19 protein-coding genes are annotated in these 21,885 nt (G+C 71.6%); 4 read left to right on the top strand and 15 right to left on the bottom strand.

Going from position 1 to position 21,885, the window contains the following annotated elements; genetic code table 11:
- On the bottom strand, nt 1-1,024 hold a 1,024-nt coding region (zapE, locus tag VF289_RS05365), incomplete at its 3' end, for a cell division protein ZapE (protein ID WP_330881853.1).
- 183 nt (nt 1,025-1,207) lie between these two features.
- Here zapE and VF289_RS05360 point away from each other — a divergent pair.
- Nucleotides 1,208-2,002: a dihydrofolate reductase family protein gene (locus VF289_RS05360; RefSeq protein ID WP_330881851.1), complete on the top strand. Its 795-nt coding sequence runs from the start codon at nt 1,208-1,210 to the stop codon at nt 2,000-2,002.
- A 13-nt stretch (nt 2,003-2,015) separates the two neighbouring features.
- On the opposite strand, the gene VF289_RS05355 is transcribed toward VF289_RS05360, so the two are convergent.
- Nucleotides 2,016-3,371, bottom strand: coding sequence for an alpha/beta hydrolase family protein (locus VF289_RS05355; protein WP_330881849.1), 1,356 nt, complete (start codon nt 3,369-3,371; stop codon nt 2,016-2,018).
- A 120-nt stretch (nt 3,372-3,491) separates the two neighbouring features.
- On the opposite strand from VF289_RS05355, the gene msrB reads away from it, so the two are divergent.
- From msrB to VF289_RS05340, 3 genes are all read left to right on the top strand, one after another.
- Nucleotides 3,492-3,926, top strand: coding sequence for a peptide-methionine (R)-S-oxide reductase MsrB (gene msrB, locus VF289_RS05350; RefSeq protein ID WP_330881847.1), 435 nt, complete (start codon nt 3,492-3,494; stop codon nt 3,924-3,926).
- A gap of 92 nt (nt 3,927-4,018) precedes the next feature.
- The gene (locus tag VF289_RS05345) at nt 4,019-4,747 is read left to right on the top strand and encodes a DUF3000 domain-containing protein (RefSeq protein ID WP_330881845.1); all 729 of its coding nucleotides are present in this window, start codon (nt 4,019-4,021) and stop codon (nt 4,745-4,747) included.
- Nucleotides 4,744-5,943, top strand: a complete 1,200-nt coding sequence (locus VF289_RS05340) for an HRDC domain-containing protein (protein WP_330881843.1) — start codon at nt 4,744-4,746, stop codon at nt 5,941-5,943. The genes VF289_RS05345 and VF289_RS05340 overlap by 4 nt, the downstream gene beginning before the upstream one ends.
- Nucleotides 5,944-6,142: 199 nt before the next feature.
- Here the strand turns inward: VF289_RS05340 and VF289_RS05335 are convergent, their stop codons facing one another.
- From VF289_RS05335 to VF289_RS05275, 13 genes are read right to left on the bottom strand one after another with little or no spacing between them, the layout of a single operon-like run.
- Nucleotides 6,143-6,850 carry an NUDIX hydrolase gene (locus tag VF289_RS05335; protein ID WP_330881841.1) on the bottom strand — a complete coding sequence of 236 codons (708 nt, stop codon included), beginning with the start codon at nt 6,848-6,850 and terminating at the stop codon, nt 6,143-6,145.
- Between the two features lie 4 nt (nt 6,851-6,854).
- Nucleotides 6,855-8,654 (bottom strand): CTP synthase, encoded by a 1,800-nt coding sequence (locus VF289_RS05330; protein WP_414644440.1) that lies wholly within the window; start codon nt 8,652-8,654, stop codon nt 6,855-6,857.
- Between the two features lie 11 nt (nt 8,655-8,665).
- Nucleotides 8,666-9,859 (bottom strand): glycosyltransferase, encoded by a 1,194-nt coding sequence (locus tag VF289_RS05325; RefSeq protein ID WP_330881839.1) that lies wholly within the window; start codon nt 9,857-9,859, stop codon nt 8,666-8,668.
- A gap of 10 nt (nt 9,860-9,869) precedes the next feature.
- Entirely contained in the window at nt 9,870-11,639 is a 1,770-nt protein-coding gene (gene murJ / locus VF289_RS05320; protein WP_330881837.1) for a murein biosynthesis integral membrane protein MurJ, read from the bottom strand.
- Complete coding sequence (locus VF289_RS05315; protein WP_330881835.1) at nt 11,636-12,430, bottom strand: hypothetical protein; 795 nt, start codon at nt 12,428-12,430, stop codon at nt 11,636-11,638. Before VF289_RS05315 ends, murJ begins: the two co-directional genes overlap by 4 nt.
- Nucleotides 12,427-13,542 carry a copper transporter gene (locus VF289_RS05310; RefSeq protein WP_330881833.1) on the bottom strand — a complete coding sequence of 372 codons (1,116 nt, stop codon included), beginning with the start codon at nt 13,540-13,542 and terminating at the stop codon, nt 12,427-12,429. The genes VF289_RS05315 and VF289_RS05310 overlap by 4 nt, the downstream gene beginning before the upstream one ends.
- A 15-nt stretch (nt 13,543-13,557) precedes the next feature.
- Nucleotides 13,558-14,733: a putative cytokinetic ring protein SteA gene (gene steA / locus VF289_RS05305; protein WP_330881831.1), complete on the bottom strand. Its 1,176-nt coding sequence runs from the start codon at nt 14,731-14,733 to the stop codon at nt 13,558-13,560.
- Nucleotides 14,730-16,493, bottom strand: a complete 1,764-nt coding sequence (gene recN, locus VF289_RS05300; RefSeq protein WP_330881829.1) for a DNA repair protein RecN — start codon at nt 16,491-16,493, stop codon at nt 14,730-14,732. The genes steA and recN overlap by 4 nt, the downstream gene beginning before the upstream one ends.
- 14 nt (nt 16,494-16,507) lie before the next feature.
- Nucleotides 16,508-17,452 (bottom strand): NAD kinase, encoded by a 945-nt coding sequence (locus tag VF289_RS05295; protein WP_330881827.1) that lies wholly within the window; start codon nt 17,450-17,452, stop codon nt 16,508-16,510.
- Between the two features lie 5 nt (nt 17,453-17,457).
- Nucleotides 17,458-18,303: a TlyA family RNA methyltransferase gene (locus VF289_RS05290; protein ID WP_330881825.1), complete on the bottom strand. Its 846-nt coding sequence runs from the start codon at nt 18,301-18,303 to the stop codon at nt 17,458-17,460.
- Nucleotides 18,300-19,316 carry an HAD-IIA family hydrolase gene (locus tag VF289_RS05285; RefSeq protein ID WP_330881823.1) on the bottom strand — a complete coding sequence of 339 codons (1,017 nt, stop codon included), beginning with the start codon at nt 19,314-19,316 and terminating at the stop codon, nt 18,300-18,302. Before VF289_RS05285 ends, VF289_RS05290 begins: the two co-directional genes overlap by 4 nt.
- Nucleotides 19,313-20,125 (bottom strand): hypothetical protein, encoded by an 813-nt coding sequence (locus VF289_RS05280; RefSeq protein ID WP_330881822.1) that lies wholly within the window; start codon nt 20,123-20,125, stop codon nt 19,313-19,315. The genes VF289_RS05285 and VF289_RS05280 overlap by 4 nt, the downstream gene beginning before the upstream one ends.
- Before the next feature lie 20 nt (nt 20,126-20,145).
- Entirely contained in the window at nt 20,146-20,820 is a 675-nt protein-coding gene (locus tag VF289_RS05275; RefSeq protein ID WP_330881821.1) for a hypothetical protein, read from the bottom strand.
- Between the last annotated feature and the right edge of the window lie 1,065 nt (nt 20,821-21,885).

The following is a 21,885-nucleotide window of genomic DNA, read 5'->3' as shown; positions in this document are numbered from 1 at the left end:
GGGCGCGGAGGTACTTCTTGCGGTACCCGCTGCGCAGCAGCTCGGCGGAGAACAGGTCCTCGAGCACGGAGGTCCCGCTCCGATCGTCGTCGCCGTCCAGTGCCTGTGCCTGTGCCTGTGCCACCAGCATCGGCACCTCGCGATCGTAGAGCCGATCCACCAGCACCACGAAGCGCAGGGCGTCATGGTGATGGGCGAGCCCGTGCATCCCGGTGACATGGGCCGCGGCGACCTCGTCGATCATGGTGCCGTAGCGGGAGGGGTGGACCTTGGTGAGATGCGCGAGCAGCGTGTCGAAGTCGTCTAGCGTGGCGTTCGTCATCGACTCCCCGCTCTGCCTGACCTGCGGCTCGGGCAGGGTGGCGATCTCGGTGACGCCATCACGTCGCCGGTAGTCCTCGCCATCGATCCGCAGCACCTGGAACCGTTCGGCCATCGCCTGGATCTCGCGCAGGAAGTCCTGCGCGGCGAAGCGCCCCTCACCGAGCGCATCGGGCAGCGTGTTCGAGGTCGCCACGATCGCCACCCCTCGATCGGAGAGCTCCCGGATCAGGCGAGTCATCAGCAGCGTGTCGCCAGGGTCGTCGAGCTCGAACTCATCGATGCACACCAGCGTGGACTCGCCCAGCAGATCCACCGCCTTCTGGAAGCCCAGCGCCCCCACCAGGTCGGTGTACTCGACGAAGGTGCCGTACACGCGGTGACCGTCGATCGCATGGAAGAGGGAGGTCAGCAGATGTGTCTTGCCCACGCCGAAGCCGCCGTCGAGATAGATCCCCCGGGCAGGCTCCGCCTTTCGTCGTCTCAGCTTCGAGAGCAGGCCGCCGCGCGAGGTCCCGGACCGACCGGCGAGCTGGTCGGCGAAGGCCGTCACCCGGTCCTTCGCCTCCTCCTGGGAGGGATGCGCCGGATCCGGGACGTAGTTGTCCAGCCGGGCCTGCGCGAAGCGCGGCGGTGGCACCAGGTCCGCGAGCAGTCGCTCCAGTGAGGGTTCGGGCCGGCGGTCGCTGAGTGCTTCGGTCACGGGCATCAGTCTAGGGCCGCCGCACCGCACCCCGCGGTCGGCCACCCGCGGCCTCCGCCTCGCCCCCGGCGCCGTCTCGTCCCTCCCCCGTCGACCATGCCCTGCCTTCCCTCCCTCGCTGTCCTCCCTCGCAGCCCCGCCTCGTCGGCCCTTCGATGTCGCGTCGGGTCGTGCCGGTGGGCGATGATCGATGCCACACACTTCCCTCTCACCCTTCCGGAGACCGCCGTGCACCTGCTGATGCGTGAGGGCGAGCTGCTGCCCGTCCCCGTGCCCGTCCACGCCGACGGCGAGGGGGCGCGCCTGCTCGCCGAGCTCTACGCGGTGCCGGCGCTGCCGGCGGGCACCGCGCACGTGCGCGCGATGATGAACACGACGATCGATGGAGCGATCGTCGGAGCCGACGGCACCAGCGGCACGCTGCGCAATCCTGAGGACTCCTTCGTCTTCGGGGTGCTCCGGGCGCTCACCGATGTCGTGCTGGTCGGGGCGGAGACCGTGCGGGTCGAGGACTATCGCCGGCCTCAGGGCCGCGGGGACCTGCTGGTGCCGTCCCGTCGGCCGGGTGGCGCAGAGCGTCCGGCGCTGGCCGTGTGGTCCCGCAGCGGCGACCTGCCGGCCTCGACCGATGCGGACCAGCCCACGTATCTGCTCACCGGTTCCGAGGGCGCGGAGCGGGCCGGACGCAGAGCGGGGATCCCCTCCGAGCAGGTGATCATCGCGGACTCGCCCGACGAGGCGCTGCGGGGCCTGGCCGCGCGCGGGATGCGCGCCGTGCAGGCCGAGGGCGGACCAGGGTCCCTCGGGCGGTTGGCCGCGGCCGGGCTGCTCGACGAGCTGTGCTTCTCCACCACCCACCGCACCGTCGGCGGACCGTCCCCGCGCGTGCTGGACGGATCAGCGCATGAGCAGGGCTGGGAGCTCAGCTCGCTCCTCGTGGGAGCCGGGGCGACGATCTCCCGGTACCGGCGGGCGTGACGGCGACCTCCGCTCAGAGGCGCAGACCGATCGACCCCTCGAGTGCGGGGATGGCAGGATCGCGCACCGGCACCTCGATCCGGCCGACCTCGTCCTGCAGCTCCAGCACTCGCACCAGGTAGTCCGCGAGCCGGCGCTCGTAGCGTCCGGGGTCGCGGTTCCACTCACGGGTGTGGGAGGCCCCCTCGACGGGGACGAACTCGATGATGTCGGGACGCAGCGCCGCCAGCTCCCGGCTGGGCTGGGGCGGGACGGTCCTGTCGTCCATGGCGTGGAACAGCAGTGTCGGGTGGGTGAGGTGCTCGGCGTAGTAGGCCGGTGTCATCTCGTGCAGGGCCAGCGGTTCGCGCAGCTGCACCATCCGTGCCCCCATCCGTGAGGTCATCATCCACAGGGCGAGCTCCCGCATCCTCGCCGGTGCCCGCAGCGCGGTCGCGTGGTAGATGAGGATGTCCTGCCAGTCCACGGCCGGGGAATCGAGGATCAGCGCGACGATGCGGTCGCGGTGGGCGGAGCGGAGGGAGGTGCGCAGGGCGATGCCGCCGCCCATGGACCAGCCCACCAGGACGATCCGTCGCGCTCCGTGCGCGAGCGCGAAGTCGATCGCCGCTTCGGTGTCCTCCCATTCGGCGGAGCCGAGGTGGTGCATGCGGTCCGCAGAGGCCGGTGCCCCGACGTCGTTGCGGTACGTGATCGCGAGGCTGGTGAGGCCCAGTCGATGCAGCAGCGGTATCACTCTCAAGGCCTCGCCGCGGGCCGATCCGTGGCCGTGGATGAGGATCGCCCAGGTGTCCGAGGAGCCTGCCGCGGCGCCATGGTCCGGGTCCGGTCGCACCAGCCAGGCCGGCATATGACCCACCGGGGACTCGACCACGACCTCCTCGGTGGGGAGCCCGTGGGCCGTCTCAGGCGTGCCGGACCAGAAGAAGCCGTTGCTGCGGGCACGGTCGACCTGCAGCTGCTCCTCGGTGTCCACGGCCAGCAGGGGGCGGGAGATCGTCGTCGGCGTCGGTCGTCCGTCGACCGGACCCAGACGCACGTGGACCGTGCCGCCGCCCTGGCGCATGGCGAGCAGTCCGTCGCGGGCGGTGGTCGGCGAGTCGTCCAGGTGCACCCGGTCGGAGTGCACGGCTCGCACCGTGACATCAGGGCGACCGCGCAGGCTCTCCCGGGGCACCAGCGGCAGGCGCGCCATCACTCGGGCGCCGACGGTGAGCAGGCCTGCGCTGAGTGCGAACATCGAGGCCGCACCGCCCACGCCGTACATCACCACCTCGGGCCATCGGGCCTGGTCAGGAAGATGTCTGCGCAGGTTCGAGAGGCCCGTGGCACCGCGGCCCGGACGGGTGCGTGAGTGGTCGTGCGTCATACCGCGCATCCTATCGGCGGGCTAGCATGGCAGCTGTGAACACCTCGTTCACCGTCCCGGCCGAGCGGCTCGCCGGCTCGCACGAGCAGCGCTGCGGCGCTGCAGAGCGGAGGCTCCCAGATGTCCACAGACCCCATCGGCTCTCGTCCCTACCCCCTGACCGTGAGCGATCTGGAGTGGCGCGAGCGCCTCTCCCCCGCCGAGTACCAGGTGCTCCGCCAGGGTGGCACCGAGCGTCCTGGCACCGGTGAGTACGAGGAGGTGCGACCCGCCGGCACCTACGCCTGCAAGGGCTGCGGTGCCGAGCTGTTCACCGCCTCGACCCAGTTCGATGCCCATTGCGGCTGGCCCGCGTTCTACGCGCCGAGCGAGTCCGAGGCGGTCGAACTGCTCGAGGACACCTCGCTGGGCATGCGTCGCATAGAGGTGCGCTGCGCCGCCTGCGGCTCCCACCTCGGCCACGTCTTCGAGGGCGAGGGCTTCCCGACCCCCACTGATCAGCGCTACTGCATCAACTCGATCAGCCTGGTCCACAGCGACGACGCCTCCGCCTGACCCGAGAGCGCCCGCTCCCCGCACGCGACGGGACCCGCACGGGCCCGGCGCGCCTGCCGGGCTCACGCACCGCACGGCGATAGCCTCCCTGCGTGCCCGTCCATTCGCTCCGCTCCGGAGACGACGCCTTCCGCGCCGTCATCGATGCCATGACCACTGCTCCGCAGCGTGCGGAGTTCGAGTGGCGCACGATTCCCGCGCCCTCCCGGATGGCCCCCTCGACCTGGGCCTGCACCGGGGAGATCCTGGTCCACGATGACGAGCTGGCCTCCGGGCGGCTGGTGATCCTGCACGATCCCGAGGGCCAGGAGTCCTGGGACGGCACCTATCGAATGGTCGCGCTGGTGCAGGCGCAGCTCGAGCCCGAGTTCGCCGTCGAGTCGATGCTCGGGGACGTGGCCTGGTCCTGGGTGACCGAATCCCTCGAGCTGCACGGCGCAGATGCACGGGAACTGGGCTGCACCGCCACCCGCGTCGTCTCCCAGTCCTACGGCGCCCTCGCGTCCCGGCCCTCGACCGTGGACGTCGAGATGCGGGTGTCCTGGACCCCCGAGCCGTCCGTGCCCTCCGACTCGCCTGAGCGTCCCGGGACGCCCGGGCAGCAGTCCGGCCAGCACGCGGGCTCGACGACCGCTCCGCCGCCTCTGGATCGCGAGACGGCCGACGAGATCGAGATCGATCTGGCTCCGCACTTCGCGGCGTGGACGGCGATGCTCGCCGCCGCCGGCGGGCTGCCGCCGGCCCCACCGCGGATCGCCCCGATCGCCCCCACCCACCATGCGAGGGCCCCGCGCCCCGAGGAAGCCGGTGACGCCCGGTGACAGATTCTCCCGCCGTCACCGATCTGCGATCCCCGCGCGACGGGCTGGCGCCGGTCATCGACCGCATCCAGCCGCTGCTGCAGTGGTGCGAGGCCGCCGCCGCGGTCCCGGACGAACCAGTCGCCGTGGACGCCGAGCGCGCCTCGAGCTACCGCTACAGCTCCCGCGCGTACCTGGTGCAGCTGCGCACGGAGGCCGCCGGCACAGCGCTCATCGATCCGCTGGCCTTCACCATGCCGGGGACGCTGACCTCCCTGCTCGCCGCGAGGGAATGGGTGCTGCACGCCGCAGGTCAGGACCTGCCGAGCCTCGCCGAGCTGGGGCTCCGGCCCTCGTCGCTGTTCGACACCGAGCTCGCCGCCCGACTGCTGGGCATGGAGCGGGTGGGGCTCGGCGCCGTCGTCGAGGACACTCTGGGCCTGCGCCTGGCGAAGGAACACTCCGCCGCCGACTGGTCCAGGCGGCCGCTCCCGGAGGGGTGGCTGACCTATGCGGCGCTCGACGTCGAGGTGCTCGTCGAGGTCCGTGACGTCCTGCAGGAACGTCTCCGCGAGGCGGGCAAGGACGACTGGGCCCGCCAGGAGTTCGATCACGAGCGTCTCCGCGAGCACGGCCCCACCCGTTCCTCGAGCTGGCGGGGACTGCACGGGATCGGGGCGCTGCGCTCGGTCCGGCAGCTCGCGGTGGCCCGGGAGATGTGGACCCGACGCGACGAGATCGCCGGCGCAGAGGACCTCTCCCCGCACCGCGTGATCAAGGATCGAGACCTCGTGGCCGCCGCGAAGGAGGCACCGCGCGGCCGGGAGGCCTTCGACAGGGCGCTGCCCGCGAAACTGCGCCGCAAGGACATCTGGTGGCAGGCGGCCCGGACCGGGATCGAGCTGCCACCCGCCCACCTTCCGGAGCGCACCGAGCGCTCCTACCCTCCGCCGCACAAGCTCTGGTCCAAGAAGCACCCGGAGGTCGCCGAGCGCTACCAGACGGTGCGCACGGCGACCGGACAGCGGGCAGAGGACCTCGAGATGCCCCCGGAGAACCTGCTGCAGCCCGCCGTGCTGCGGCAGTGGGTGTGGGAGCACGAGGAGGTGCCCTCGGAGGGCGAGGTCGCCGGCCAGCTGCTCGACCTCGGCGCCCGGCCCTGGCAGGTCGAGCAGGCGGCACCGGTGATCCATCGGGCGCTCACCGAGCAGGACTGATAGTCACCGGGGCCGCGCACCCAGCGCGGCGCCGCGGCCCGCCAGGCGCAGGACTGCTCGGCGCGGGACCACCAGGCGCAGGATTGCTGGATTCTGCACCACTTGCCGTCCAAGAGTGGTTCAGAATCCAGCAATCCTGCGCGCGGGCCGAGGTCGGGGTCACCGCCAGGTGGAGCGCCGCCGCCCGTGCCCTGGGTGCTCAGTCCCTTCCGGGCCGTGGCATGAAGGGTGCGTCGGCGGGGCGCAGCTGCTCCGTGCCCCGTCCCTCGCTCCGTCCGTCACCGTGCTCCGCACCCCGCAGTGCCTGCAGCGTCAGCAGCGCGGCGACGGTGGTGCCGTTGGTGAGTCGCCCCTCGAGCACGGCGGCGACCGCCTCGCTCAGGGGCACCCAGCGCTGGAGCAGCTCGGCCTCCTCGTCCGTGCGCTCGAACTCCTCAGAGCTCTGTCGAACGCCCTCGGCGAGGTAGACGCGGATGACCTCGTCGTTACCACCGGGGCTGGGTCGCAGGTCGACGAGGGTGCGCAGATGCTCGGGGACGAAGCCGGTCTCCTCGGCGAGCTCGCGAGCGGCCGCGAGGTGAGGGGCTTCTCCCTCGAGATCGAGCAGCCCCGCGGGGATCTCCCACAGCTGGTGGCCGACGGGATGGCGGTACTGCCTGATCATGAGCACCCGGTCCTGATCGTCGACGGCGAGCACCGCGACCGCGCCGGTGTGGCGCACGTACTCGCGGTCGAAGCGCACGCCCTCGGCGAAGTCGACGGTGTCCCGGACGAGGTCGAAGACCATGCCGTGGTGGAGGGTGCGCTGCGCGGCGACGTGCCGTCGGCCGGGCTCATCCGCCAGGGTGGGCGCTCCGGCGGTCGCTGCGGCGTGCTGCGGGTCCGGGACGGGGGCGGGGGCGGTCATCAGCTCACTCCTGTACGGAGGGGGTGTCGTGCAGGTCCCCGGCGCCGGCCTGGTCGGGGTCGACCTCGAGCAGCCGCGTCGCCTTCTGCAGATCGACGGCGGCACCGATCAGTCCGGCGAACAGCGGATGCGCACGGGTGGGGCGCGACTTCAGCTCGGGATGAGCCTGGGTGCCGAGGTAGTAGGGGTGCACTGAGGGATCCAGCTCGACGAACTCCACCAGCGAGCGGCCGTCCTCGAGGGTGGAGGTGCCGGAGATCCGCAGTCCTGCCTGCTCGAGCCGGTCTCGGTAGGTGTTGGAGACCTCGTACCGGTGGCGATGACGTTCGGCCACCTCGGTGCTGCCATAGGTGCGTGCGGCGAGCGATCCCTCGACGAGGGTGTGCGCGTACGAGCCGAGGCGCATGGTGCCGCCGAGGTCGCCGCTGCCGGAGAGGATGTCCTCCTGCTCGGCCATCGTGGCGACCACGGGGTGCTCGGTGTCCGGGGCGAATTCGGTGGAATGGGCGCCGGCGAGACCCAGCTCGTGGCGGGCGAACTCGATCACCATCGACTGCATGCCCAGGCACAGCCCGAGCGTCGGGATGCCGTGGGTGCGCCCGTGCTGGAGGGCACCGACCTTCCCGTCGACGCCGCGGATCCCGAATCCGCCGGGCACCACGATCGCGTCCACGTCCCGCAGCTGCTCGGCGGCCCCTTCCACGCTCTCGCACAGATCGGACTCGACCCAGCGCAGCACCACCTTCGCCCGATGGTGGAAGCCCCCGGCGCGGAGCGCCTCGGTGACCGAGAGATAGGCGTCGGGCAGGTCCACGTACTTGCCCACCAGGGCGACGGTGACCTCGTAGGCGGGCTCGCGCACCCGGCCCAGCAGGTCCTCCCACTGCGACCAGTCCACGTCATGGCTGAGCAGATTCAGGCGCCGGATGGCGTACGCGTCCAGTCCCTCGCCGTGGAGCACCAGCGGGATCTCGTAGATCGACGGGGCGTCCGCGCAGGTGACGACGGCGTCGAGGTCGACATCGCACATCGAGGAGATCTTCGACTTCACGGATGCGGGCAGCTCGCGGTCCGCGCGCAGGACGATCGCGTCGGGCTGGATCCCGATGGAGCGCAGCGCGGCCACGGAATGCTGGGTGGGCTTGGTCTTCAGCTCCTGCGAGGGCCCGATGAAAGGCACCAGCGAGACGTGCACGAAGAACACGTTCTCGCGACCGAGATCCTGGCGCACCTGTCGAGCGGCCTCGAGGAAGGGCTGGGACTCGATGTCGCCGACGGTGCCGCCGATCTCGGTGATGATCACGTCCACGCCGTCCAGGGCCTGGGAGCGCATCGACTGCTTGATCGCATCCGTGATGTGAGGGATGACCTGCACGGTGTCCCCGAGATACTCGCCGCGTCGCTCCTTGGCGATCACCGTGGAGTACACCTGCCCGGTGGTCACGTTCGCCGCGGCGGAGAGATCCTCGTCGAGGAACCGCTCGTAGTGGCCGATGTCGAGGTCGGTCTCGGCGCCGTCCTCGGTGACGAACACCTCACCGTGCTGGAAGGGATTCATGGTGCCCGGATCCACATTGAGGTACGGATCGAGCTTCTGCATCGTCACCCGCAGACCTCGGCTGCGCAGCAGCATCCCGAGCGAAGAGGCCGTCAGGCCCTTCCCGAGGCTCGAGACGACACCGCCGGTGACGAAGATGTGCTTGGTGGTGCCCACATTCCGGAAGGGCTTGGCCGTGGGGGCCGCCCCGATCCTGGGAAGGGGGCCGGTGCCTGACTGGGGGGTGCTCGCGCTGGTATCTGCCACGGACTCTCAACTTACCAGTCGCGGGGCCCGGGAGCGAGCACCACGCCGAGCTGAGCGAGCAGGTCCTCGGCCGTCGGCAGCTCGGCGGCCCGGCGGCGGGAGGCGGCGCGGGCGGCGCGGCGGGCCTCGGGTGAGTGCATCGCGGTGATCGCCGCGGCGAGCGCCGAGGAGTCCCCGACAGGCACCAGGGCCGCGGCCGCGCCGGTGACCCAGCGTGTTCCTCCCGCATCGGTGGCGACGATCGGCGCCCCGGCCTGCAGAGCCTCCTGCAGGGACACCGGCTGACCCTCCCAGCGCGCTGCGGAGACCACCAGATCCGTGGCCGCGAGCAGGGCGGGGACGTCGCTGCGACGCCCCAGCAGCTCCACCGGAAGACGCTCGGCACGGATGCGGGCGTCGAGCTCCGCGTGCAGCGGTCCGTCCCCGGCGATGCGAATCCGCACCGGCGCGACGAGTCCCTGCTGGATCTGCTCGCGCAGCAGGGCGGAGGCGTCCAGCAGATCGTGCAGACCCTTCTGCGGTGCGAGTCGCGCGACGACCAGGATCTCGAGAGGGCCGCCCGATGCGGAACCGTCCGTCGCACCGGGGGCCACGGGTGCCGCGCCCGGGACCGCGGGTGCCGCGCCGGGGGCCACGGGTGCTGCGCCGGGGGCCACCTGGGGCCGCGGGGCGGGCGCGGGGTCCTTCGGCGGCGCCGTCGACCCTGCGGCTCTCCCACACTCCGCCGCACCGGGGGCGGGGATGACGGCATGACGCACATCGCGAGCCCCGGCCTGCCGCGCCGCCTGCAGGAGGTCCGGGGAGACGGCGAGCACAGTGTCCGCACGACGGGCGAGGATCCGCAGCAGTGCGGCACCGATCAGACGCGTCGCCCGAGAGCCGACGGTGCGATTGTGGAGGGTGACCACGACGCGATGTGGTCCGGGCCCGCTGCGAGGTCCGGCTCGGCGCCGCCCGCGCGCCAGCGCGGCGAGCGCTCCGGCGCGCAGCCCGTGAGCGTGGAGGGTGGTCCTGGTGTCCGCCTCACGGAGCAGCGAACGGAGCATGCGCAGGGTGCGCAGATCCTCGCGCGGGTGGGGCCTCTCGGCGATCCGCACGGGCGCCTCGGCGACGTCCCACCCGGCGGCGGTGAGCAGTGCCAGCTCGTGATCGACGTGGGCGGCGAGCCCACCGGAGGCGGCCGGCCGCACCAGCAGGACCTTCATCGCCTCCGCCTCACGGTGCGGGCTCCGCCGCCGCACTCCGCCGACCGGCCCGGAGGTGCTGGAGGATCCGCCGTGCGATCTCACGATCCGCGACCGCCATCAGTGCCGTCGAGAGCACCACGGCGACCAGCCCGCACAGGATCCCGATCAGCACCGTCTGCACCTCGCCAGCGTCGGCGGTGACCAGCTGCCTGCCGAGCAGCAGACCGGGGATGCCGCCTCCCAGCAGCGCCATCGGGACGGCGATCGCGGTGCGGCGCACCTGGAGGAGGTGGCCTCCGTGCTCGAGGATGTCGGAGATTCGCGCCAGCCCCACCAGCCCGGACACCGCCATCCCGATCGCTGTCGCCAGCCCGAAGACGGTGGCGGCCTCCGCGGCGGAGCGCTCCGGGCTGGGCAGCACGAGAATGAGCAGGACCACTGCGGCGATGAGCCACCCCACCGATCCCACGAGCAATGCATCTCGGGCGCGCAGCGCGGCTGAGAGGATCCGCGTGCACTGCGTCGCGACCGCGAAGCCGACGAGCCCCAGGGAGAGGGCGGCGGTGGTGGAGCCGACACCGTTGGCCCCGGCGCGGTCGATCAGCCGGAAGAACTGCTCGAGCGCGGGGCCTGCGGCCAGCAGCATCGAGGCGCCGAGCACGGCGACCACCATCACCATCCGCACCGAGGCGGCGGAGATCTTCGCGAAGCCGGCGCGGTCGCCGACCAGCCGCAGCTCGGACAGGTGGGGGAAGACCGAGGTGACCAGCGGCACCACCAGCACGGCATAGGGCAGGAGGTAGAGGGCCTGGGCGTACTGGAAGACGGGGAGCGTGCCCACACCGCCGGCCCGCATCGCGAGCAGCAGCACCAGCGCCAGCACCAGCTGCTGGGCGCCGACCGCGCCGAGGCCCGCCCCGCCGAGGGCGAGGGCGCGACGGCCGTAGCCCTCCGGCATGCGCAGGGAGGGCCGCAGTCGCAGGCCTGCGCGCAGCGCCACGATGACCACGGGCAGTGCCATGACGGCGACCCCGGCCGTGGTTCCCCAGCCGAGCCAGCGCACGGCGGATTCGTCGATGGTGGCCGCAGTCGCGACGGGCGGCACCAGCTGCGCGTAGACCCGGTAGGAGATCATCACCGCCACCGAGGAGAGCAGCGGCATCATCGCCGGCCACAGGAAGCGCTTGCGGGCCTGGAGATACGCGGCGAGCACCACGGAGATCCCGTACAGCGGGAGCTGGAGCGCGAAGATCCGCAGCAGGGTGGTCCCCAGGGGCACGCCGGATGCTCCGGGGGATCCTGCGGAGAGGAGGAGCTGGGCGAGAGGTGCAGCGAGCAGCATGACTGCGAGTGTCAGCACCCCGGTGCCCAGCAGGGTCCAGGTCAGCAGTGTGGAGATGATGCGGTCGGCGAGCGCGGACCCGTCGTGGGCCGGGCGTGCCGGCTCCTGGTCATGCAGGCGCTGGACGGTCCGCGGGGCACCGGCCTCCTCCGCGGCGACATGGTCGGTGGGATCACCCTCGGGGACGAGCCCCGCGATCAGCGGCACCACGACAGCGGCGAGGACTCCCCCGGCGGCGACCTCGAACAGCACGTTGGGCAGCATGTTCGCGGTCGTGTACGCGGTGCCGACGTCGCCGGCTCCCACACTCGCGCCGAAGACCAGGTAGCGCACGAACCCGGCGATGCGGGCGAAGACCGTGACCACCAGGATCACACCGGCTCCCCGCAGGACGGAGCGGGCGATGCCGCTGCGCCGGTTCGCGGACGGTGTCGGTCCGGAGGCGGTCGGTGTCATCGGTCCTCCCCCGGGGCGGGGGCGGGGAACGGCAGGCGTCCCAGCCCGTCCAGCGCTCGCAGCGCAGCGGTGCGCTCGATGACGGCGCTGAAGCTCACCCGTTCGCTGGCCAGGGTGAGCGCGACGACGACCCCCAGCAGAGACAGCCGGGCGGGGACGGAGAGCCGCCGGGCCGCGGCACCGCCGACGGCGGCGCCGAGCACATTGGCGCCCGCGTCGCCGAGCATGCCGCGCTCCCGGAGGTCGGCGGGCAGGGCGAGCAGGCCGGGTACGGCTGCGGCGAGGGCGAGCCGGCGACCGCTGCGGTCCCGAGCCTGCTCGTCGGGGGCGAGGGCGAGCATTACGGCTGCGGGCAGGGCCGCTTTGAGGGCGCGTCCGGGACGCAGGTCCAAGAGGTTGGCGAGGTTCGCACAGCCGGCGACGAGCGCCGCATCGGCCACGGTCATCGCCCCGCCACGAGGGGCGGGAGCCGTGAGGGCGCCGACCAGTGCCAGCAGGGGGATGCCGAGCGCCTTCGCCGCACCTGTGGTGAGGCTGCCGGAGCGCAGTGCGCCGAGGTGTCCGCGCAGCCCCTTGGAGACGGGACGACCCGCGCGGCGAAGGCGCGGCTCCAGCAGGTCATCGACCAGGCCCAGCGTTCCGATCCCCGCCAGGACGACGGCGTCCGTGCGCCGCGGTCCTCCACCTGCCAGCGCGGTGACGCCGACGACGACCAGCGCACCCTCGGCGAGGCTCACCTCGCGGCCGGCGAAGTTGGTGCGTCGCAGCTCGTTCAGGGGGGAGGCGCTCATCCCGCTCCCCCGCCATCGGATGCCGGGGCCGGGGTGCCGGCTCCATCCGGGGCTGGGGCGCCCTGCTCCTCGCCGCCCTGCCCGCCCTCGTCCTGTCCGCCGTCGCCCTGCCCGCCGGCCTCCTGCTCGACCCCTCGGGTCTCGGGCAGGTCCGGCAGACGGTCCTCGGCGTCACCCGTGGTGCCGTACGCGCCCGCGCCGCCGCGGGTCTGCTCGATCAGGGCGAGCACGGACAGCAGCGGTCCGTCGGGCTCCTGCAGCCGATCCGTGGTCGACAGCGCATCGAACTCGTGATCCCCGCGCACCGTGCGCAGGATCCCGGTGGAGGCGTCGTTGTGCGGAGTCGCGGCAGAGACCACGGCGGGCATCCCGGACTGCGCCAGCACTCCGAGCAGGTGGGTCTGGGAGGCGAGCAGCTCCTGGGCCCGTTCGGTGGCGACGGTCTCGTCCTCGGAGTCCACCGCGTGCTCCTCCGGAGCGGCACCGGTGTAGATGACAGCATCGACGTGGGAAGGGGCCTCGCCGTCGACGGAGACCAACTGATTGTCGATCAGCACCTGCCACAGCTGAGTGCGCAGCTCTGCGGACAGCTCCTCACCACCGTGGAGCAGGGTGGGCACCAGCCCGGACAGCTGCGCGGAGTCGGTGAGCTCGCCGGAGGGGTCCTCGGAGAGCGCCCCCGGGGCGACGGCCCGGACCTCCTCGAGAGCGGCGGTGCGCTGCTCGGCACCGTCCGGGGACCACAGCGCGGGCTGCAGGCTGATCTGCAGCGGGGCATCGACCCCGGCGTCGTTCAGCAGGGCCAGCATGCGATCGATCCCGGGACGCGTCGAGCGGTCGTCGGAGATCACCGCGACCTGCTTCCCGGCCAGGGTGCCCTCGACGAGGTCCGGGCCGAGCTCGGCGATGAACGAGGCCAGCTGATCGTTCTTGGTGGAGAGCTCCTCCGCCTCCGACCGCAGCCGTTCCTGCTCGGTGCGCAGCTGCTCGACCTGTCCGGCGAGCTGGTCGCCGAGGCTCTCGCGCAGCGGTCCGGCGCCGAGCACGATGCCCACGGCGAGCGCCAGGAACACGGAGATCAGCGAGACGAGGTGGTAGCGGAAGTCGATCACGGGGTCAGGACCCTCCTACGCCCCGGTGACCCGGGGGGAGAACAGCATGGTGAACCAGGACAGGATCCCATCCAGGCGGGCGCCGAAGATCTGGACCAGCGCCTGCCCTCCGGGGGTCGCCCAGAGGGCGACGGCGAGGGCGGCGAGACCGGCCAGTGCGAGCAGCACCAGCTGGAAGGTGGAGATCCTCTGACGGTACAGGCGGGAGACGCCCTTGGCGTCGACCAGTTTGGAGCCGATCCGCAGCCGGGTGAGGAATGTCGAGCTCATCCCGGCGCGCCCTTTGTCGAGGAACTCCTCGAGGGTGCCGTGGGTGCCCACGGCGACGATCACGGAGGCGCCCTTCTCGTCGGCCAGCAGCATGGCGATGTCCTCGCTCGTGCCGGAGGCCGGGAAGGAGATCGCCCCCTCGTCGAGACCCAGCTCGGCGAGCCGCTCCATCCCCGGCGCCCGACCGTCGCGATAGGCGTGCACGACGAGCTCGGAGGCGCCGCGCAGCGCGCGATCGGACACGGAGTCCATGTCGCCGATGATCATGTCGGGGTGGAATCCCGCATCGATCACGGCATCGGCGCCGCCGTCGACGCCGATGATGACGGGGCGGTTCTCCCGCAGGAAGGGCTTGAGGGTGGCGAGGTCCTCCTTGTAGTGATAGCCCCGCACCACGATGAGCACCGGGCGCCCGTCCATTCGAGTGCGCACGTCGGGGGCACCGATGCCGTCCAGCAGCAGGTCCCGTTCCCGGAGCATGTACTCCATGGTGTTCTCGGCGAACAGCTCGAGCTGCTCGGACAGTCCCTCGCGTGCCTTCTCCAGGGAGGCGGAGACGGTCGCGTCGTCCTGCCGAGTGCCGTGGGCGACCACGTCGTCCTCGAGGAGCACCTCTCCCCCGCGCACCGTGATCGACTGCCCGTCGCGGACATCGTCGAAGACGGAGCTGCCGAGGTCGTCGACGAGCATGATGCCCGCGTCGATCAGGATCCGGGGACCGGCGTTCGGGTAGCGGCCCGAGGTCGAGGCGGAGACGTTGAGCACGGCGGCCGGCTCCCGCTCGATGAGGGCCTCGGCCGCGACCCGGTCGATGTCCTCGTGATCGATGATCGCGATGTCGCCCGGCTGCAGGCGCTTGGTGAGGTCCTTGGTGCGCTTCCCGAGCCGAGCGATCCCTGTGAGGGTGGGGTCGGCACTCATCGCCGGTCTCCTCGCCCGGAGGCGGACCCTGCAGAGGCCGACCCTGCGGAGGCGGTGCGTGCCTCGTCGAGCAGCTCCTCGGCGTGGGCGAGAGCGACGTCGGAGGCGTCATCGCCCGCGAGCATCCGTGCCAGCTCGCGGATCCGCGCCGGCCGGTCGAGGGTCTCCACCGTGGAGCTGGTGGCACCGTCGTGGGAGGACTTCACAATCTGGAGGTGCGTGCCCGCGTGGGCGGCGACCTGCGGAAGATGCGTGACGACGATGACCTGGGCGTGACGGGCCAGTCGCGCCAGCCTCTGCCCCACCGCGAGCGCCGCCCGGCCGCCGATGCCGGCGTCGATCTCGTCGAAGACGAACACGGGGGCTGCGGAGCGGTCGCTGCGGGAGGAGGACAGGGCGACCTCGAGGGCGAGCATCACCCGGGAGAGCTCACCGCCCGAGGCGGCCTGGCCCACCGGCAGGTGCTCCGCACCGGGGTGCGGGGCGAGCAGGATCGCGACCGCGTCCCGGCCGTGGGAACGATGCGCCTGGGCGGTGACCTCCACGCGGATGTCCGCGTCGGGCATCTCGAGATGGCGCAGCTCCTCCTGGACCGCTGCGGAAAGGGCGGAGGCGGCGTCCGAGCGGGCCGCGGTGAGGGAGGCGGCCGCGACGTCCAGCTCACCCTCCAGAGCCGCGAGTCGCTCCGCGGCCTCGGTGCGCTCCTGCTCGGCGCCCTCGAAACGGTCCAGGGCGATCGCTGCGGTCCGCGAGGTGGCCAGCAGGGTGGTGATGTCCTCGGCCGGGCCCTCCTCGCCCGGGAGCAGGGCACCCAGGTCGCGGACCAGCACGGTCAGCTCGTGCAGGCGCTCGTTGGCTTCTTCGATCCGGCCCGGGGAGGCGTCGATGTCGTCGGCGTACCGGGAGACCTCCGCGGCGACGTCAGAGAGTTCCAGACGCACCGAATCCACACGTTCGACGAGGGGGGCGAGGGTGGGATCGGTGCGAGACGCTCGCCCGAGGGATTCCGCGGCCAGCGCCAGCAGGGTGGCGGCTGCGGGTCCGTCATCGTCCCCGACCAGCGCCAGCGCGGCCTGTCCGGCGGCACCGCGCAGCTCCTCGGCGTTGCCGAGCCGCTCGATCTCGGCACGCAGCGCATCGTCCTCCCCCTCCTGCGGATCGGCCTGCTCGAGCCGCTCGAGGGCTTCGCGCAGGGCCGTGCCGCGGCGGTCCCGCTCGGCGAGCAGCGCGTCGAGCTCCGTGAGCCGGGAGGCGAGGGCTGAGCGTTCGCGCCAGATCTCCCGGTGATGCTCGAGCAGCCCGCCGACCTCCGCGACGGCGAAGCGGTCCAGCGCCTCGCGCTGGGCATCGGGATCGCGCAGCCGCTGCTGATCGGACTGACCGTGCACGGTCACCGCCGTGCCGACCAGCCGGGCAAGGGTCCCGATGGGGACGGGCACCCCACCGATCTGAGCTCGGGACCGGCCGTCGCGGGTGACCCGCCGCACCACCAGGACCTCGCCGTCATCCTCGTCGGCGCCGAGCTCGTCGAGGGCGGAGGCGAGCTCGGTGTGGCCCGCCAGGGCGAGCGTGCCGTCGACGGTGCTGGAGCCCCGCGTGCGTCCGCGGTCCAGGCGGCCGCCCAGCAGCATCGTCAACCCGGTGACGATCATCGTCTTGCCCGCTCCGGTCTCACCTGTCAGTGCGGTGAATCCAGGCCCGAAGTCGAGCGTCGCGTCGTCGATCACGCCGATATGACGGATGCGCAGGGTGGACAGCATGTATCCCTCGAGGCTCAGCGGGTGCGGGGGCCGCGACCGCGCCAGCCCACCACGGGGAGCTGGAACTTCTCGACCAGACGGTCCGCGAAGGGAGTGGGTGCGAGACGGGCCAGCCGCACAGAGGTCGCCGACAGGCGCGCCTCGATGCGCATCCCCGCGGTGATGTCGGCGGTGCGCCGTCCGTCGAGGGTGAGGATCCCGTCCTCGCGGTTGTCGAGGGTCATCTCGATCGCGGCCTCGGAGGAGCGTCCCAGCACCAGCGGCCGGGAGAAGAGGGCGTGGGCGGCGAGCGGGATCAGCATCATCGCATCGACCTCGGGCCAGATCACAGGGCCGCCGGCGCTGAAGGCATAGGCGGTCGATCCGGTGGGGGTGGACAGCAGCACGCCGTCCGCACCGAAGGAGGAGACGGGCCGGCCGTCGATCTCGATGGCGACGTTGATCATCTTCTGGCGGTCGGCCTTCTCGAGCGAGGCCTCGTTGAGCGCCCAGTGCTCGGCGACGGGTTCGTCCTCGGCGTCCAGCACGGTGATCTCGAGGGTCGAGCGCTCCTCGACCTCGTAATCACCGTCGAGCAGACGGGCGACCGTGATCGAGAGGTCCTCGACCTCGCTCTCGGCCAGGAAGCCGACGTGCCCGAGGTTGACCCCGTGGACGGGGACGTCCGCCTCGCGCACCGTCTCCAGGGCCCGCAGGATCGTGCCGTCGCCGCCGAGCACGATCCCGAGCTCGACGTCATCCGCAGCGGAGACCGCGTCCATCACGTCGACCGCACCGTTGGTGAGGAAGGTCAGCAGCTTGGGCGGGGCCGTGTCCTCGGGCAGAGCGAGGATCTCGTCGACCTGCTCGTCCACGACGACTGCGCGCACGTTGCGCAGCCGGAGCTCCTCGAGCACCGTGAGCGTCGCCTGCAGTGCGGCACGACGGCCGGTGTGCACGTACAGGAGGAACCGTCGCATCGTGGTCAGTCCTCCTCGGTGGTCTGCTGGTCACGGCGGTGCCGCGGGCCGTCCCCGCGCACGGCCGACTCGATCATGTCACAGGCCACGGCGTCGAGCGCGGAGGTCGCGCCGCGCGGTCGCAGATGCAGGAAGTACTCCCGGTTCCCGTCCTGTCCCGGCAGTGCACTGGGACCGACCGCCACCGTGAGCAGGCCCACCTCGGCGGCGGCCTCGGCGACTCCTCGCACCGCGCCCACCCGTGCGGCGTCCCCGCTGACCACGCCGGACTTGGGCAATGCGGCCCGACCCACCTCGAACTGCGGCTTCACCATGAGCAGCAGCTCGCCCTCCGCTGCCATCACGCCGGCCAGTGCCGGGAGCACCGTGCGCAGGGAGATGAACGACAGATCGGCGACGAGCAGATCGACCCTGGTGCCGAGCAGGTCGGCGGTGAGGTCTCGCACGCTGGTGCCGTCGCGGACGATGACCCGCGGATCGAGGCGCACATGCTCCACGAGCTGGTCGTGGCCGATGTCGACAGCGATCACCTCGGCGGCACCCCGTCGCAGCAGCACATCGGTGAAGCCGCCGGTGGAGGCGCCCGCGTCGAGACAGCGCCGGCCCGCGGGGTCGAGTCCCAGCGCATCGAGCGCACCAGCGAGCTTGTGTGCTGCGCGGGAGGCGAACTCGACGCCGTCGGGAACATCGATCACCTCGAGCGATGCCTCGGAGAGGACCGACGAGGAGGGCTTGAGCACAGGGCGGCCATCCACTCGGGCACGGCCCTCCTCGATGATGCGGCGGGCGTGGCTGCGGGACCGGGCGAGGCCGGCCGCGAGCAGCGCGACGTCGAGACGGTCGCCGCTCACCGTGCGGCGGGCTGCAGCACGGTGCCGTGCTGGTCGCGCAGGTTCCCGGTCCAGGCGGCATCGGCGCTGTGCTCGTGCAGCAGGGCCAGGACGGCGCGCAGCACGCGGGGATCCCCCACGTCGCCGTTCACCGTGATGTCGCCGTCGCTCCAGAGGGCGCTGACGGCCCCGCAGCGTGCCCTGTGCCCCTCTGTGACCGGCAGCGGGAAGGGCGCGGCCAGCTCGGCCAGGTCAGGGAGGATATAGGTCGGCCGACGGACCGGCTCCGCCCGGAGCGCGGTCTCCGTCCCGTCGACTCCGGTGAGCACCAGCAGCGAGTCCATCCCCGCACGCACTGCACCCTCGATGTCGGTGTCGAGCCGGTCACCGATGATCAGCGGGCGACGCGAGCGATGGTCACGGGCCGCCAACTCGAACATGCCGGGCTCGGGCTTGCCCGCCACGGCCGGCTCGACACCGGTGGCATGGCGGAGCGCGGCCACCAGCGACCCGTTCCCGGGGGCGAGACCCCGCTCGGTGGGAAGGGTCGCATCGACGTTGGTCGCCATCCAGTAGGCGCCGTGCCGGATCGCGTAGGCGCCTTCGGCGAGTCGTGCCCAGTCCAGGTCCGGGGACCAGCCCTGGACGACGGCGACGACGTTCTCGCTGTCGCTCTCGACGGGGCTGAGCCCTACCTCGCGGATCTGTGCGGCCAGACTGGGCCCGCCGACGACGAGGACCTGCGCGCCGGGCCCGAGACGATCGGCGAGCAGCCGAGAGGCGACCTGCGGCGAGGTCACGAACTCCTCCGGCGACGCGGAGATGCCGACGACAGCGAGATGCTCTGCCGCCTGCTGCGGGGTGCGGGAGGCATTGTTGGTCGCGAACACGACGGTGCGACCTGCCCCGCGTGCGATCTCGACCGCCTCCGCGCCGTGCGGGATCGCGCGCGACCCGTGCATGAGCGTGCCGTCGAGATCGAACAGGAGCGCGTCGTAAAGATCCAGCAGCGAGGGGTCGGGCCGACGGATCACTCCGACTCCTCCGGCTCGTGAGCGGGCACCGAGGTGCCGGCCTGTCGCTCAGCGGCAGGGGTCTCCTCGTCAGAGGTCTCCTTGGTCGCGCTGTCTGCGTCTGCGTCTGCGTCGAGAACAGTCTCGCGCTCAGCATCAGCATCAGCATCAGCATCAGCATCAGCATCAGCATCAGCATCAGGATCGTAGGCGTCCAGCACGGAGATCTGCTCGTCGTCCTCCCAGGTGGGCTCCTCGGCGGGCAGTGCGACAGGGCGACCGAGACGCTCGGCGGCGTCAGTCAGCCCTTCGGAGTCGGCGTCGGCAGCCAGGCTGATCCACCGCTTGGCCTCCTCCTGGCGGCCGGCCCGATCCAGCAGATCCGCGTATGCGACCCAGAGGCGCACCTGCCACCGGCCATCGACCTTGTGGCGCAAAGCCGGGATCTCCAGCGTGCGCAGTGCGGTACCGATGTCGCCTGTGTCCGCATAAGCACCCGCCACCACGATGATCAGCTCGATGGCCGCATCCACGCTGAGATCGGTGGCATCGTCGGAAGCGGCGAGGTCGAGTGCCCGTTCGGGTCGACCCAGTCCTCGCTCCGAATCCGCGATCAGCGGGAGGACATCCCTGCGACCGGTGATGCGCAGCGAGGTACGCAGCTCACGAGATGCGGTGCGGAAGTCGCCGGCACGATAGGCGATCACGCCATAGGTCTCGCGCACCGCGCCCACTCGCCCACCGAGCCGTGCAGCGAAACGGGCGTGTGCCTGGGCGAGTTCACTGTCGGACTCCTCGAGAAGATGAGCGGCGACCATGTGCCGTGCCACCCTCTCGGCGGTCTCCTGGCTCAGCCCCCGCAGCTCTGCGCGAACGTCCTTGTCGAGCTCCCGACCGGTGATGTCATCCGGGATGCGCGGCTCCAGAGGACGATCGGCTCGGGCGTCCTGACCGGGCCGGCCACCACTGCGCTGATCACCAGCACCTTCGTGACGTGCACGATCATCACGACGGGGCCGATCATCGCGACGAAGTCCGTTGTCACCGCGAGATCCGTTGTCGCGACGAGGTCCGTTGTCGCGACGAGGTCCGTTGTCACGGCGAGCACCGCTGTCGTTCCACGGCCTGTCCCCACCACGGGGCGCTCCATCACGGCCGGAACGCCCGTCGGTGCGTAGCCTGTCCTCTCGACGCGGACGATCATCTCGACCTCGGCGATCGTCACGACGCGGACCATCCTGGTTCCGCGACCGGTCATCACGACGGGGTCGGTCATCCCAGCGCTGTGACTCATCGCGTCGCGGACGCTCGTCCCGATAGGGCCGATCCTGAGACCGCGAACGATCATCTCGGCGCGGACGATCCACGCCCTGCGGTCGAGACTGCGCCGCGGGACGGCCGTCCCGGTACGGGCGAGACTCCCTCGAAGGACGGTCGTCACGACGAGACCGGTCCTCTCGGTCGCGACGCTCTTCATGCGGGCGCCGTTCCTGACGATCACGTCGGTCGCTCTGGCGGTCATCACGGCGCCCCCGGGCGTCCTCACGCGCTCCCCCGGACCAGCTGCCGCTGCGCTGCGGGCGCGCGCCCGCACCGTCGCGGGGACCCCGGTAGCCACGGCGCTCGTCCGAGCCCTGTGCACGATCCGACCCGGACCATCCGCGGTCGCCCCTGGGCTCGGAGTCCCGACGAGATGACTCATCGGATGGCCGGTACGAACGGCGCCGCTCGGTGCCCGGAGCGTCTCCGACAGAGCGAGCGCGGTCTTGACGGGCCTGTCGAGGACCGTCCTGCTGCCACGAACCACCCGAGCTCGATCGCTTTCCGTCGACCGGACGACGCGATGACTGCGTCGAGGAACGCTCGTCCCGCCCTCGGCCGCTTCGGCTCTCGTGGCCGCGGCCGCCCTTGTTGTTGCTGTCCTCAGCCACTTTGGACCGTCCGTCTCTTCGTCTCGCTCGCTCTATGCCGTTTTCTTCCAAGAGCCTAAGCGACCACCCGCAGTTGACCCTCAAGTAAGGAGTCGATCCGTGACTGCTTTCACCAGCATGCCGAACTGGATGATCTCGAGTCCCATACCTCCAGGACCCGGGAGCAAGCACTGTCCAGTCCGGTCACTTCGACTGTCCACGCCCTCGCTCCGGGCCGGCGGGTGGTCTTCAGCGCACCCCGAAAGCTATGGGTCCGACGGAACTCACGGAGTGAAAGTCGTTGTGGCTCGGGACCTGCGGTCTCGTCGGGAGCGAGAACGTGTGAGCAGTGACTCAGGGCATCCTGGCCGCTCGGCGGAGGCAGCACTCCCGCCGCACCGGCAGTGAACGGAATGGGCCCGAGGAGACGTCGCAGCCGAGACCGGCCGCCCGCTCCATAGGGCGGTGTCGTTGAGTGGAGCGATCTCGCTCAGTGGAAAAGCCTCGTTCCGTGCAGCGGTCTCGTTCTGCTGAACGCTTTTCGGGCATGAAAAAAGGGAGTGGAGGAGGCGAACACCCCGCAGGGGTTCAAGCACTCCTCCACTCCCAGTGAAGATGTCCGGCGGCGACCTACTCTCCCACACCCTCCCGAGTGCAGTACCATCGGCGCAATCGAGCTT

The organism is Brachybacterium sp., assembly GCF_036379615.1.
Lineage (GTDB): Bacteria > Actinomycetota > Actinomycetes > Actinomycetales > Dermabacteraceae > Brachybacterium.
The sequence above is the reverse complement of the archived record's forward strand: the minus strand, read 5'-3'. Positions and strand labels throughout refer to the sequence as shown.